Origin of the sequence: Kocuria palustris (assembly GCF_016907795.1) — a bacterium.
GTDB classification, from domain to species: Bacteria; Actinomycetota; Actinomycetes; order Actinomycetales; family Micrococcaceae; genus Kocuria; species Kocuria palustris.
In genome coordinates, this window is the sequence record NZ_JAFBCR010000001.1 from 327,961 (window position 1) to 341,677 (window position 13,717).

The window sequence follows — 13,717 nt, forward strand, 5'->3', positions numbered from 1 at the left end:
GACACGAGGCAGGGAGGGGAGCTCGCATGTCGGTGAGCCGACCTGAGGAGGGGTTCGCGGCGGGGTCGTCGGGCTATCGCCGAGTGCTCGCAGTGCTCGCGCTGGGCGGTCTGGCGAACTTCGCGCTGATCTACTTCGTGCAGCCGCTGCTTCCCGAGTTCGCGCGCGTGTTCGGCGTCGAGGAGGGCGCCACGGGGGCCGCGCTGTCCGCCACGACCCTGGCGATGATCCTGGGACTGCTCATGGCGGGGCCGCTGGCCGATCATCTGGGGCGCATCTGGGTGATGGCCGGGTCGCTGATCCTCTCCGGGGCGCTCAGCGCCCTGTGCGCGGTGGCCCCGAGCTGGGAGGTCTTCCTGATCCTGCGCGCCGCCGCGGGCATCGCCCTGGCCGGGCTGCCTGCGATCGCGCTGGCGTATCTGCGCGAGAAGGTGGCCGCCTCCGCCCACGCCAAGGCCAACGCCATCTACATCATGGGCACGGGCCTCGGCGGAGCGGCCGGCCGGCTGCTGCCGGGACCGCTGTCCGGGCTCGGCGGCTGGCAGCTGGTGAGCCTGGTGCTCGGGGTGTTCTCGGTGCTCGTCGGAGTGGCCGTGGTGGTCCTGCTGCCGGGTGATCGACCCACGCGGTTCCCCTTCTCGGTGGTCGATATCGCCACGGGGACGTTCAGCCTGCTGCGCAGCGGACGGATCGCCCTGGTGTGCGGCCTCGGCTTCTCCTCCATGGCCGTGTTCGTGGGGGTCTACAACGCGGTGTCGCTGCGGCTGGAGGCCGAGCCTTTCGCCATGAGCCCCGAGCAGGCGGCAGTGCTCTACCTGGCCTACCCGGCCGGTCTGCTGGCACCCGCCTTCTCCCGGCGTCTGGCCGAGCGCACGGGGCGGCCTGTGGCGGTCATGCTCGGCATCGCGGCCATGGCCGCAGGCACCGCGCTCACGACCCCGGATGCCGTGCTGCCCATCCTGCTGGGACTGGGCCTGCTGACCTTCGCGTTCTTCTCCGCCCACTCCGTGGCCAGCGGATGGGCGGTGGACGGCGCGCACCGCGCAGGTCTGGACACCGCGCGCGCCTCGAGCCTGTACCTGATCTTCTACTACGCCGGCAGCTCGGTCTCCGGGACGCTGTCCACCCACATCTGGAGCGCCGGCGGCTGGTTCGGGGTCCTGGGGATGATGGGCGTGTGGATCGTCCTGGGCCTGGCCTGCGCCCTGGTGCTGGCGCGGCAGGAGCGCTCGCGCTGAGCCGTCCTCCGCCCTGCTCGCCGTCGGAGCGTAGGGTGTTCTGCATCACACCCGAGGAACGAGTGCTCAGCGGAGGCGGAGATGACGCAGCACAGCACCGGACGGATCACCCGACGATCGGCCCTCGCAGCCGGGGCGGCACTGGGGGCCGGTGCCCTGGGTGCGAGTCAGGCGATGGCGGCAGCTCCAGGGCCTGAGGCACCAGTCCCGTCGGATCCCGGGCTGGGCTCCGCGCCCGAGCCGCTGAAGCTCAACGAGGCGGTCGGCACCACCGCTGCCGTGTCCTGCGTGGACCCGTACGCCAGCGACATCGGCCTGAGCATCCTGCAGGGCGGCGGCAGCGCGATGGATGCCGCCGTGGCCATGGCAGCCGCGCTCGGGGTCACCGAGCCGTACTCGTGCGGGATCGGCGGCGGCGGCTTCCTGCTCTACCGCGATGCCGCCACCGGCCTGGTGCACACGATCGACGGCCGCGAGACGGCCCCCATGAGCTATACCGAGACCCAGTTCACCGACGCCTCGGGCGCCGAGCTGGACTTCGACGCCGTCGTGAACTCCGGTCTGTCCATCGGGGTGCCAGGCACCCCGGCCATGTGGGCCCTTGCCGCCGAGCGCTTCGGGACGCTTCCGCTGGGTGCGCTGCTGGAGCCGGCCGAGCAGCTGGCCCGGCGCGGCTTCGTGGTGGACCAGCACTTCCACTCCCAGACCGACGAGAACGCCGAGCGCTTCTCCCGGTTCCCGGAGACCGCCCGCGTCTTCCTGCGCGACGGCAGCGCCCCCGAGGTCGGGAGCACGTTCGCCAATCCCGATCTGGCCGAGGTCTACCGGCGGCTGCGCACCGAGGGCATCGACGTCTTCTACCGCGGCGACATCGGGGCCGCGATCCTCGCGGAGGCGAACGCACCCTCGGCCGTGTCCGGTCAGGAGGTTCAGGGCAGCCCCATGACGGCGGCGGATCTGGCCTGCTACTCCCCCGTCCTGCGAGCGCCCACGGTCAGCGCGTACCGCGGGATGACCGTTTTCGGGATGCCGGCGCCGAGCTCGGGAGGCGTGGCCGTGGGCGAGATCCTGAACCTGCTCGAGCACTACGAGCTGCGCACCGGGGTCGGCCTGGCCCAGCTCGGCGAGACCGACTACCTGCACCGCTTCTCGGAGGCCTGCGCCACGGCCTTCGCAGATCGCAACCGCTGGGTGGGCGATGTCGCGGACGTGCCGTACGCCGAGCTGCTCGGCGACGGCTTCGCTGCCGAGCGCGCCGAGATCATGCGGCCGTCGTCGGCCCGGCCCCGTCCGATCCCGTTCGGCTGGCCCGACGGCGACTACACGACGGCCCCGCCGGCCGGCGCAGCGCAGCCGGAGCCGTACGAGGGGCAGTCGACCACGCATCTCAACGTCGTGGATCAGTGGGGCAACGCGGTGTCCTACACGCTGACGATCGAGCAGACGGGCGGCTCCGGCATCACGGTGCCCGGCCACGGGTTCCTGTTGAACAACGAGCTGACGGACTTCAACTTCGTGCCGGTGACTCCGGGGGTTCCGGATCCGAACCTCCCGGGGCCCGGCAAGCGGCCCCGCTCGTCCATGGCACCCACGATCATCACCGACGCCACGGGGCTGCGCCTGGTGGTCGGCACCCCCGGCGGGGCCACGATCATCACCTCGGTGGCCCAGATCATCGCGGGTCACTTCGAGCGGGGGCTACCGCTCGTAGACGCGATCGCCGCCCCGCGACTGAGCTCGCGCAATGACGAGGACGGCGAGGACACCGACCTGGGTCTGGCCGGATCCCCCGCCGGGCGCGGACTCACCGGACTGGGGCACCACCTGGCCCCGCGCGAGGAGAAGGACTGGATCGGCAACGCCTCCGGGATCAGCCGGGAGGCGATCTGGCTGGTAGCGGCCGCCGAGACGGTGCGCGGAGGCGGAGGGGCGGCTCGCGCGTGGTGAGCAGATGATCCCCCGGCAGCGATCGCGCACCTCTCATCACGGTGCTCGGAGGGGCCGTCCGTGATCAGCGCGCCGCGCGCCCCGGGCATCCTGCGGTTCTCCACGGCCTCGGCCGCCGGTGAAGATCCGCTGAGCAGCTGGGAGCGGCACCAGGCCGAGTCGCTCCCGAGCTGGGGGCACTCGGGCCTCTCGCGCAGCCGCGGGTGCTCGGCTTCGCGCGCACGCCCGGCGATGCTGCGGGCAAGTCGTCGGCGACCCGCGCCGTGGCCGAGCGGATGGGCGCTGCGATGCATGGCATTCCCACGGATCCGGAAGCGCTCGAGGACGGGCTGATGCAGCATCTGAGTGCGCTGCTGGCGGTCGAGGCCCCGGCTGCGGACCACCTGGCGATCATCACGCGGGCCATCGAGGACCGATGCGCCGACCCCGCGCTGGATGCCGCGCGGATCGCCGAGGCCGCCGGGATCTCGACCCGGCAGCTCTCCCGCGTGCTGGGCGCGGCGGGCACCAGCGTGCCGTGCGGGGGCGCTTCGGGACCACGCCGCTGCGCCTGCGTCGGGACCTGCTCCAGAGCTGAGGAGGACGTCGTCGTTCTTGCGGATTTCCGCCATCTCTGCCAACTAAGATTCCCGTGACGCCGCTCACATCGCAGGCTGGCTCCACATGAGGCACCGGCGGCTGAGCCGGTGCACCGCCAGCAGCGAGGAGCTGAGATGGTCATCTTCAACGACGGGGTCGCCGTGACCCAGACGCCCGTGAGCAAGGACATCGAGACCGATGTGCTGATCATCGGCTCCGGGCCGTTCGGGGCCTCCATGGCCCTGTTCCTCTCGGAGCTCGGGGTCCGCAACATCATGGTCACCAAGTACCGCTGGACGGCGAACACGCCGCGAGCGCACATCACCAACCAGCGCACCATGGAGATCTTCCGCGACGTCGGGATCGTCTCCGAGGTCAAGGCGCAGGCCGTGCCGCACGAGATGATCGGCGACACCGTGTTCTGCACCTCGATCGCCGGCGACGAGATCGGGCGCGTCCCCTCCTGGGGCACGCATCCCTCCCGGCACGCCGACTACGAGCTGGCCTCCCCCGAGCTGAACTGCGATATCCCGCAGACCCTGCTCGAGCCGATCATGGTCAGCCATGCCACGCGCCGCGGCACGCAGATGCAGTTCTCCGTGCAGTACGTCTCCCACGTCCAGGACGACGACGGCGTGACGACCAAGGTGCTCAACCGCGTGACGGGCACGGAGCACACCATTCGCGCCAAGTACCTGATCGGCGCCGACGGGGCGCGCTCGCAGGTCGCCGCCGACATCGGCCTGCCGCTCGAGGGGCAGATGGACATCGCCGGGTCCATGAACATCACCTTCACCGCGGATCTCTCGCGACTGGTCGGACACCGTCCCTCGGCGCTGTACTGGGTGCTCTCCCCCGGGGCGAACGTCGGCGGCATCGGCGCCGGCCTGGTGCGCATGGTCCGGCCCTGGAACGAGTGGCTGATCGTGTGGGGCTTCGACATCGCCCAGGGCACGCCGGAGGTCTCCGAGGACGACGCCCGCCAGATCGTGCGCACCCTGGTGGGCATCCCTGACCTCGAGGTCGAGATCACCGGGATCTCGCTGTGGGGCAACAACGAGCAGTTCGCCACCGAGCTGCACAGGGGCAGGGTCTTCTGCGGCGGGGACGCCGTGCACAAGCACCCGCCGAACAACGGCCTGGGCTCGAACACGTCGGTGGGAGATGCCTACAACCTGGCCTGGAAGCTGGCCGCCGTGCTGCGCGAGCAGGCCGGCCCGGACCTGCTCGAGACCTACGACGACGAGCGCGCCCCCGTGGCGCGTCAGATCGTCACGCGCGCCAATCAGTCCGGACGCGAGTCCGCGCAGCTGTTCGAGGCGCTCGGGATCACCGAGCCGGGTCTGTCGGAGGAGCAGATGCGCGCTCGGATCGAGTCCCGGAAGGACGCCACCCCTGAGGGCAGGGCGACCCGCGAGGCCGTGCGCAGGGCCCTGGAGCTGAAGGACTACGAGTTCAACGCCCACGGCGTGGAGCTCGGTCAGGCCTACGAGTCCTCCGCCGTCCTCGGCGACGGGACCCCGGCCCCCGAGCCCACGCGCGATCCCGACTTGTACTACGAGCCCTCGACCCGCCCCGGCGTGCGCCTGCCGCACGCATGGGTGGGCGATGCCATGACCAAGGTCTCGACCCACGACCTCGCTCCCTACCGGCGCTTCACCCTGTTCACGGGCGTGACCGGCCCGGGGTGGGCGGAGGCCGCGCAGGAGGCGGCATCGTCGCTGGGGATCGACCTCGAGACCGTGGTCATCGGACCGGGCCAGGAGGTCACCGACCTGTACTGCGACTGGGAGCGCCTGCGCGGCGTCGACGAGGACGGCGCCGTCCTGGTCCGGCCCGACAAGCACATCGGCTGGCGCAGCCAGAACCTCCCCGAGGATCCTGCCGCGGCCCTGCGTGATGCCCTGGCCTCGATCCTGTCCGTGACGACCGAAGGAGCCGGCGCATGAGCCTGGAGTTCACCCACACCACACTTCCCCAGCGCGTGCTCTTCGGCGCCGGTCGCGGGGCCGAGCACCTGGAGACCGAGGTCCGGCGCCTGGACGCGCAGCGGGTCATGGTCATCACCGGTGAGCGCGAGCTCAAGATGGCCCGCGGGATCGCCGCGCGGATCGACGTGGCCCTGTGGCACGACGAGGTCGTGATGCACGTGCCCGTCGAGGTGGCCGAGCGCGGGCGCGCCGCAGCCGCCGAGCACGGGATCGACCTGCTGGCCAGCGTGGGCGGCGGGTCCACCACCGGGCTGGCCAAGGCCATCGCGCTGACCAGCGGCGTGCCGATCATCGCGGTGCCCACCACGTACGCCGGCTCGGAGGCCACCGACGTCTGGGGGCTGACGGAGAGCGCCCGCAAGACCACCGGCGTCGATCAGCGAGTGCTGCCGCAGGCGGTCATCTACGACGCGCAGCTGACCATGTCCATGCCGACCGAGCTGTCCGTGGCCTCCGGGCTCAATGCCCTGGCGCACTGCATCGACTCCCTGTGGGCACCGCGGGCCGATCCGATCAACGCCGCGCTGGCAGGGGAGGCGATCCGGGCCCTGAGCCAGGGGCTTCCGGCCGTGGCCGCCGACGGCGAGGACGTCGACGGACGCGATCGGACCCTCTACGGCGCCTACCTGGCGGCGGTGTCCTTCGCCTCGGCCGGCTCGGCCATGCACCACAAGATCTGCCACGTCCTGGGCGGGACCTTCGATCTGCCGCACGCCCCCACGCACGCGACGGTGCTGCCGTACGTGCTGGCCGTCAACATGTCCCATGCCCCGGAGGCAGCCGACAGGATCGCGGCGGCCTTCGGCAGCTCCACCGCGCTCGAGGGCCTGCAGCAGCTGCGACGGGTGCTCGATGCCCCGCAGCGGCTCTCGGATCTGGGCTTCACAGCCGAGGGGATCCCCGAGGCCGTCGAGATCGCCCTGGCAGCCATCCCCGCCGACAATCCCCGCCCGGTCACGCAGGAGAACCTGAGCGAGCTGCTCACCGCCGCCCTGAACGGCGACGACCCGCACACGCTGGTCTCCGCGACCGGCGCAACCGAAGGAGACCCGTCATGAGCACCCAGCCCGAGATCAGCCCCGAGCAGACCGCGGTCGAGGAGGACCTGATCGAGCGCGTCCTGGCCTCCTTCGCCCAGACGCAGGATCCGCGCCTGAAGACCGTGATGGAGTCGCTGACCCGGCACCTGCACGCGTTCATCCGCGACGTGCGCCTCACCGAGGACGAGTGGAACGCGACGATCGAGTTCCTCACCGCCGTCGGGCACATCACCGATGACCGACGCCAGGAGTTCGTGCTGCTCTCCGATGTCCTGGGGGCTTCCATGCAGACCATCGCGGTCAACAACGAGGCCTACGAGAACGCCACCGAGGCCACGGTCTTCGGACCGTTCTTCGTGGAGGACGCCCCGGAGATCCCGATCGGCGGCGATATCGCCGGCGGTGCCTCGGGTCAGCCCTGCTGGGTCGAGGGAACGGTCACAGACACGTCGGGCCAGCCCGTCCCCGGGGCCCGGATCGAGGTCTGGGAGGCCGACGACGACGGGTTCTACGACGTCCAGTACACCGACGGCCGCGTGGCCGGGCGCGCTCACCTGCAGGCCGACGACGAGGGCCGCTACTCGTTCTGGGCCCTGACGCCCACCCCGTACCCCATCCCGCACGACGGTCCGGTCGGACAGCTGCTGGAGAGGGTCGGCCGCTCCCCCGTGCGGGCGGCGCATCTGCACTTCATGGTCACCGCACCGCAGCTGCGCACGCTGGTCACGCACATCTTCGTGACCGGGGACCCTCAGCTGGAGATCGGCGACTCGGTCTTCGGCGTGAAGGACTCGCTGATCAAGGACTTCGTGGAGCAGCCGGCGGGCACGCCTGGTCCGGACGGCCGTGACCTGGGCGATCAGACCTGGGCCAGGGCGCGGTTCGACATCGTGCTCGCCCCGGAGAATGCCTGAGAATCCGCCTGAGGCCCCTGTCTGGCGCCTGGCGGCGGGCCTAAGCTGATCCCGATCTGCCCCGCGAACCGAAAGGAGAGGACCACGATGTCCCCTCGCAACCAGGATTCCGACCCGGCCCTGACCGGCGGCGCCGACGACGCCGTCGAGGAGGCCCGCAACATCCAGGAGATGGACGAGGCCCAGGAGCCCGCCGATGAGGGCGTCGGCGCCATGACCGACGACCAGGAACGGGAGCCGGACACGCAGAACTGAGTCCTCTGCCACCACGACGGCCGCCGCCTCGCCTCGAGCGAGACGGCGGCCGTTGGCGTTGGTCGAGGCTCATCAGGCGCATCTGGACTGACCCATGAACTGAATCCTCTCTATATAACGATAGACACCTAAAGTTATAGAAGATGCTCATATGACCAACCCTCCGAAACGGTGACTTGGCGGTCCACAGCCGTCAGGTGGGAATCCGTCGAGTGGAAGCGTGATCCGGCCAGGGACGCCATGATGTCGCATCGGGCTCGATTGGCAGCCCGTGGAACCTACCGAGCAGCGATCCCCGCCCAGATCGCCCGGCTCCCGCTGACGCTCCCTCCGGAGGTTTCGGCTGCGGCAGAGGATGCCGTGCTGGCGATCTCCCGCTTCGATGCTGCCGCCACGGCCGCGATGTCTGCGCCCGGGCGCGGCTCAGGGGCGAGCGCCAGGGTGGAAGAGGAGCCGCAGGAGCTGGGTCCCCTCTCAACGATCCTGCTGCGCACCGAGTCCGCGTCGTCGTCGCAGATCGAGGACATCACCGCGGGAGCCAAGGCGCTGGCCCTGGCCAGCATGGGCGAGCGCGCTGGGCCGAACGCCGCCAAGGTCGCAGCCAATGTGGAGGCGATGCTCGCGGCCGGGCGCTTGGCCTCGGACCTCGCACCGGAATCGGTTCTGGCTGCTCATGCGGCGCTGATGCACGACCAGCCCCATGCCAGCCCAGGTCGTTGGAGGGAATCCGCCGTGTGGATCGGCGGTCATGCTCCCACTGCCCACACCGCGACTTTCGTCCCGCCGCAGCCCAGCCGCATCCACGACGCCATCGCGGACCTGATGGCCTTATGCGCCCGGACCGACCTTCCCGTGCTCACCCTTCCATCGCCGTCCACTGATCCGCCTACACTTCCATGCATGACTGAGCGGACTATGCGATGGAGATTCGACGGGGACCCCATGGTCTTCCCGTCCCTGGAGAGCTTCGAGGACCGCACGGAGACTCCCCCTGGCAACATCCAGATCGACGAGGGACTGCCGATCCACCTGCACTGGACGCCCAAGGATTCGAACGTCACTGTGGTGACCTTCACAGGCTCGGTCTCCAAGGATCATGAGCATGTTCCGTCGTTCACCGGCTACACGATGTCCCGCGGGATCGATGCAAACATCCTCATGATCTCCGACCCGACGCTGATCCTCGACCGGTCCCTGATGCTCGCCTGGTACCAGGGCAGCCTCGCGCAGCCGGAACTGCCCCAGCTGATCACCCGCATCATCCGCTCGGTCGCCGGTGACGACAGGATCGTGCTGTTCGGCTCCTCAGGGGGAGGGTACGCGGCACTGGATCAGGCCAGGCGACTGCCGGGCTCCACCGCGATCGCCAGCAATCCCCAGACAGATCTGCGCCGCTATTGGCCGTCGCCCGTCAACGAATACCTGCGAACGGCCTGGTACGCGGATCTCGAGCATCTGGACCAGCTTCCGTCCGGTCCTGACGGTCCGAGCATCTCGATGGTCGATGCCTATCGCGATCCGGTCGAATGCGACGTCATCTACGTGCAGGGCGCCCAGGATGCGCACCACATCACGCATCATCAGCGTCCCTTCCTAGCCGCGATCGACTCGTCCACTCGGCTGATCCAGCGCAGCGCAGACTTCGGCCCGGGGCATGCTCCTGGCAGCCGAGAAGCCTTCCGGCGGCTGATCACCGCGGCGGTCAAGACTCCCGACAAGGTAGTCCTGAACTCTCGCGTGGCGGAGATGACACTCGATACCGCAGCGCTGAAGCCAGCAGCCAAACCTGCAGCCGCGGCGAAGAAGACGGTCACTGCTGCCGCGTCAGCACGCGGTGTGCGCTGGGCGTTCGGCGATGCACCGACGATCTTCAGCTCGCTGAGCGAATTCCTCACGCGCGAGCAGACGCCGCAGGGCAACATCCAGATCGAGCACGGGCTGCCGCTGCAGTTCTACTGGGAGGACAACGGGGCGGACTGCACCTTCGTCACCTTCCAGGGAAACGTGAATGCCAGATTCACTACCGTCCCCGTCTACACCGGATTCACCACTACCGACGGGCTCAAGGCCAACCGCCTGCTGCTGTCCGACCCGACCATCAAGATCAGCAAGGACCTGAGTCTCGCCTGGTATGCAGGGTCGAGTCTGCAGCGCAATCTGCAGATGAAGCTCACCAACATCATCACCTCGCTGGCGGCAGGCACTCGCGTGGTTCTCTTCGGTGCCTCCGGCGGAGGCTTTGCAGCCCTCGAGCAGTCGACTCGGGTGCCGGGCTCCACTGTCCTGGCCATGAATCCGCAGACGGACGTGAGCCGCTATCTCGAATCCGCGTATCGAAAGTACCTGGCCCGCGCCTGGAGCATGAAGAAGCTTGCACCCAGCCCGGCGCAGATGCCCTTCAACCACAGCGTGGTCGATGCCTTCGCACGACCGGTCCCAGCGAACGTCGTCTACGTGCAGAACCGCAGCGATACGTTTCATATCGAGAACCACCAGGAGCCGTTCCTGAAGGCCCTTCATCCGCAGAACCGAGTGCTCACGATCTCCACAGATCTTCCGGGACGGCACGTCATCCCTGACAAGCCCTCCATGCGCCGGCTGTACGAGGCGGTGGTGGATGGGTCCACGTGGGAGGAGCTGACGGAGACGGTTCCGCAGGTTCCGTTGGTGCTCACAAACTGAAGTCCAAACCATAGTCTGAATCGCCCCGGGTCTGGTGGAGGCTGTGATCCCACGGGAGGATGAGCACCATGACAGCACCGAAGAAGTAGTACCCCGACGAGCTCCGGGAAAGGGCCACGAGGATGGCTGTGGCCGCGCTGCTGGATCCAGCCGGCGAGGCCGGGTGCGTTCGGCCGTGTGGGCGAGCAGCTCGGGATCCATCCGGAGACGTTGCGGATATGGGTCCGGCAGGCTGAGATCGACGAGGGCCACCGGCCCGGGACCACGACCAGCGATGCGCAGCTCCTCGCTGAGCTGGAGAAGGAAGTGCGCGAGCCGCGTCGAGCGAACTCGATGGCGGATTCAAGCGGTCAGCGCAACATCTCCTGTGAGATGGGACAGTCACTGACCACAGGAGGATCCGGATGCAGGGCAAGCACGGTCATCTCAGCCGGGAGCAGAAGCAGCTGGCGCTCAGGTTGCACGCGAGGGGCTGGCGGCTGGTCGATATCGCCAAGGAGATCGGCTGCAGCGCGCCGATGGTCGGGGTCATGGCCCGGAGCGGCAGGCACCTCGATGCCAAACCGCTCGGCTGGAAACCACGCCAGGGCTGCCTGACGATCGATGAGCGCGAGCAGATCCTTCTGGGGATCAATCGTGGCGACACATTCACCGCGATCGCCGGGCAGCTGGGGCGAACGGTGTCCACCATCAGCCGTGAGGTCAAGCGCGGCGGAGGCCGCTGCGAATACTCGGCTTGGCGCGCACATGAACGTGCCCGCCAGCAGACTCGTCGGCCGAAGCCGTTCAAGCTCAGGCCCGGCCGACTGCTCGAGGAGGTCGCCAGTCGGCTGGAGCAGTTGTGGTCGCCCGACGAGATCGCGGTGCGCCTACGGTTGGATCATGCCGATGATCCGCAGATGCGTGTGAGCCACGAGACGATCTACCAGTCGCTGTTCGTGCAGGGCAGAGGCGAGTTGCGCCGTGAACTGGCCCGGTGCCTGCGGTCCGGAAGGACGGCTCGCAAGCCTCGCGGGGCCATCGAGGGTCGTGGCCGCATCCCCGGCATGGTGATGCTCAGCCAGCGCCCTGCCGAAGCCGACGACCGTGCAGTGCCCGGGCATTGGGAGGGTGACCTCATCCTTGGTCAGGGCAGCCGCAGCGCTGTCGGGACGCTCGTCGAGCGCTCGACACGGATGACATTGCTGCTGCACCTGCCCGATGGCAAGAGCGCCGAGCAGGTCGAGGCAGCAATGCGCGAGGCGGTCAGCAAGCTGCCGTCCTCCTTGGCCCGAACGATCACCTGGGACCAGGGCGCGGAGATGGCCAAGCATGCTGCGTTCACTACCGCCACGGGCATTCCGATCTACTTCTGCGATCCTCACTCGCCCTGGCAGCGCGGCAGCAACGAGAACACCAACGGCCTGCTGCGCCAGTACCTCCCCAAAGGCACCGACCTCAGCGGCCTCAGCCGCAGGGAACTCGACATGATCCAGGACAGTCTCAACGGACGCCCTCGGAAGACATTGGGCTATCTGACACCATCAGAGAAGCTCGCAGAGTTCCTTGCGCTCACCGCTTGAATCCGCCGATCCTGAAGTCGGCCTCGGCTTTTTTCGCAGCGGAGCTCGAGCGCCCACCGCGTTGATCGTTCAGGTCATCGACCAGCACAAACAGGAGTTCGGTGCTCACACCGATCTGCCGCACGCTCACCGCAGCGGGCACCAAGATCGCGCCGAGCACCTACGACGCCTTCAAGACCCGCCCGCCCTCGAAGCGCACGATTCGGGACAAGGAGCTGCTGGTCCAGATTCGCCGTGTCCATGCGAAGAACTTCGGGGTCTACGGCGCGAAGAAGCTCCACGCTCAGCTGCGCCGAGAAGACGTCATGGTCGCGCGCTGCACCGGGCAACGACTGATGCCGGCGGAAGGACTTCGCGGGAGCACTCGAGAGAAGGCCCCGCGGACCACGCTTGCCGGCGACGGCCCGGACACTCGCCTTGACCAGGTCGAACGGGACTTCACCGCGACCGCCCCGAACCAGCTGCCGGTCGCGGACATCACCTGCTGCCGCACCTTCGCGGGCTGGGTCTATGCCGCGTTCGTCATCGATGTATTCTCCCGCCGTGTGGACGGCTGGCAGCTGTCGACGTCGCTGCCGCAGCGACCTCGCCCTGGACGCGCTGGAGACGGGCATCGGGACCCGCGAGCACGCAGGCCACGACGTCTGCGGGCTCAGGCACCACAGCGACAAGGGCATCCAGTACGTCGCCGTGCGCTGCACGCAGCGCCTCGCCGAGGCTGGGGCCGTGGCCTCGGTCGGTTCGACCGGCGATTCGTACGACAATGCCCTGGCCGAGGCCTTCAACTGTCTCTACAAGGCTGAATTGGTCCGCAACCGCGGGCCCTGGACGGGCATTGACGAGCTTGAGATCGCGACCGCTGAGTACATCGACTGGTTCAACCATCACCGGCTCCACGGCGAGATCGGCATGATCCCGCCCGTCGAGCTCGAGGAGAACGACCATCACCACCAGACCATGCCGGCGACCGCCGACGCGGCACTTGCCAGCCTCTAACAAACCCGGGGCGATTCACTGCGCCGAGTCCGCGGCCTGTTCCGCTCTCTGATCGGTCACGAGAACCTCTTCACATTCTTGGACCCCGCCCTGACCAGCGCGACCGGCCACCTCCTGCATCGCACGACCTCGCCATTGGAGGGCGGGCCGAACAAGGCGATCAAAGAGCTGCTGCGCACCCATCGCGGAATGCCCGAAGCCCATGCCCGCACCGCAGTGGACTAGCTGCTGGAATCGGCCACCGAGCACCCACGAGATCCATGGGAGATCGCTCGAGCACAGCTAGCTGAACCACCACAGCCGGCTGCCCCGACACCGGAGGAACCGGTGTGCCCGGCGCTCTATGACCTGGGCTTCAGCTGGGAGGACGGCAACGGGATCCAGCACGGCCGGGGCGGACGATCACGGCCCTGAGCCCCTGGACACGCCCGGGCCATACACACATTCCTGCCTATAACCCCACCTTCGCCTATAGCCCGCAGAGCACAATGAGAAGCGCCCCGAACCTCAATG

Annotated in this window: 12 protein-coding genes and 2 pseudogenes; 13 read left to right on the forward strand and 1 reads right to left on the reverse strand. The window is 68.7% G+C overall.

The genetic code is table 11. The annotated features are described in order from the left end of the window. The first annotated feature begins 26 nt into the window (after positions 1 to 26). From JOE55_RS01435 to JOE55_RS01475, 10 genes are all read left to right on the forward strand, one after another. Entirely contained in the window at positions 27 to 1,238 is a 1,212-nt protein-coding gene (locus tag JOE55_RS01435) for an MFS transporter (protein ID WP_204781784.1), read from the forward strand. A gap of 81 nt (positions 1,239 to 1,319) precedes the next feature. After that, entirely contained in the window at positions 1,320 to 3,185 is a 1,866-nt protein-coding gene (gene ggt, locus JOE55_RS01440; RefSeq protein WP_204781785.1) for a gamma-glutamyltransferase, read from the forward strand. A 332-nt stretch (positions 3,186 to 3,517) separates the two neighbouring features. Then, positions 3,518 to 3,820 (forward strand): hypothetical protein, encoded by a 303-nt coding sequence (locus tag JOE55_RS01445; RefSeq protein ID WP_204781786.1) that lies wholly within the window; start codon positions 3,518 to 3,520, stop codon positions 3,818 to 3,820. 78 nt (positions 3,821 to 3,898) lie between these two features. Beyond that, positions 3,899 to 5,713, forward strand: a complete 1,815-nt coding sequence (locus JOE55_RS01450; RefSeq protein WP_204781787.1) for an FAD-dependent oxidoreductase — start codon at positions 3,899 to 3,901, stop codon at positions 5,711 to 5,713. After that, complete coding sequence (locus tag JOE55_RS01455) at positions 5,710 to 6,813, forward strand: maleylacetate reductase (RefSeq protein ID WP_204781788.1); 1,104 nt, start codon at positions 5,710 to 5,712, stop codon at positions 6,811 to 6,813. Before JOE55_RS01450 ends, JOE55_RS01455 begins: the two co-directional genes overlap by 4 nt. Further along, entirely contained in the window at positions 6,810 to 7,709 is a 900-nt protein-coding gene (locus JOE55_RS01460; protein WP_204781789.1) for a dioxygenase family protein, read from the forward strand. Before JOE55_RS01455 ends, JOE55_RS01460 begins: the two co-directional genes overlap by 4 nt. 87 nt (positions 7,710 to 7,796) lie before the next feature. Further along, the gene (locus JOE55_RS01465) at positions 7,797 to 7,964 is read left to right on the forward strand and encodes a hypothetical protein (RefSeq protein WP_006215736.1); all 168 of its coding nucleotides are present in this window, start codon (positions 7,797 to 7,799) and stop codon (positions 7,962 to 7,964) included. 561 nt (positions 7,965 to 8,525) lie between these two features. Beyond that, positions 8,526 to 10,646, forward strand: coding sequence for a Fic family protein (locus JOE55_RS01470; protein WP_204781790.1), 2,121 nt, complete (start codon positions 8,526 to 8,528; stop codon positions 10,644 to 10,646). 177 nt (positions 10,647 to 10,823) lie between these two features. After that, a complete protein-coding gene (locus JOE55_RS13510) occupies positions 10,824 to 11,243 on the forward strand; it encodes a transposase (protein ID WP_420870971.1) in 420 nt (139 codons plus the stop codon). After that, positions 11,135 to 12,208 carry an IS30 family transposase gene (locus tag JOE55_RS01475; protein ID WP_420870999.1) on the forward strand — a complete coding sequence of 358 codons (1,074 nt, stop codon included), beginning with the start codon at positions 11,135 to 11,137 and terminating at the stop codon, positions 12,206 to 12,208. Before JOE55_RS13510 ends, JOE55_RS01475 begins: the two co-directional genes overlap by 109 nt. On the opposite strand, the gene JOE55_RS01480 is transcribed toward JOE55_RS01475, so the two are convergent. Continuing rightward, entirely contained in the window at positions 12,198 to 12,368 is a 171-nt protein-coding gene (locus tag JOE55_RS01480; protein WP_204783311.1) for a hypothetical protein, read from the reverse strand. The two genes, JOE55_RS01475 and JOE55_RS01480, sit on opposite strands and share 11 nt — an antisense overlap. Between JOE55_RS01480 and JOE55_RS13515 the strand changes: the two are divergent. The 3 genes and pseudogenes from JOE55_RS13515 to JOE55_RS12980 form a co-directional block, all read left to right on the forward strand. After that, positions 12,310 to 12,570, forward strand: a pseudogene (locus JOE55_RS13515) (IS3 family transposase); the annotation flags it as partial. The gene JOE55_RS01480 and the pseudogene JOE55_RS13515 overlap by 59 nt on opposite strands. Positions 12,571 to 12,736: 166 nt before the next feature. Beyond that, positions 12,737 to 13,204 carry an integrase core domain-containing protein gene (locus JOE55_RS12975; protein ID WP_239546368.1) on the forward strand — a complete coding sequence of 156 codons (468 nt, stop codon included), beginning with the start codon at positions 12,737 to 12,739 and terminating at the stop codon, positions 13,202 to 13,204. Between the two features lie 18 nt (positions 13,205 to 13,222). Continuing rightward, a pseudogene (locus tag JOE55_RS12980) lies at positions 13,223 to 13,618 on the forward strand (IS256 family transposase); the annotation flags it as partial. Positions 13,619 to 13,717 lie beyond the last annotated feature (99 nt).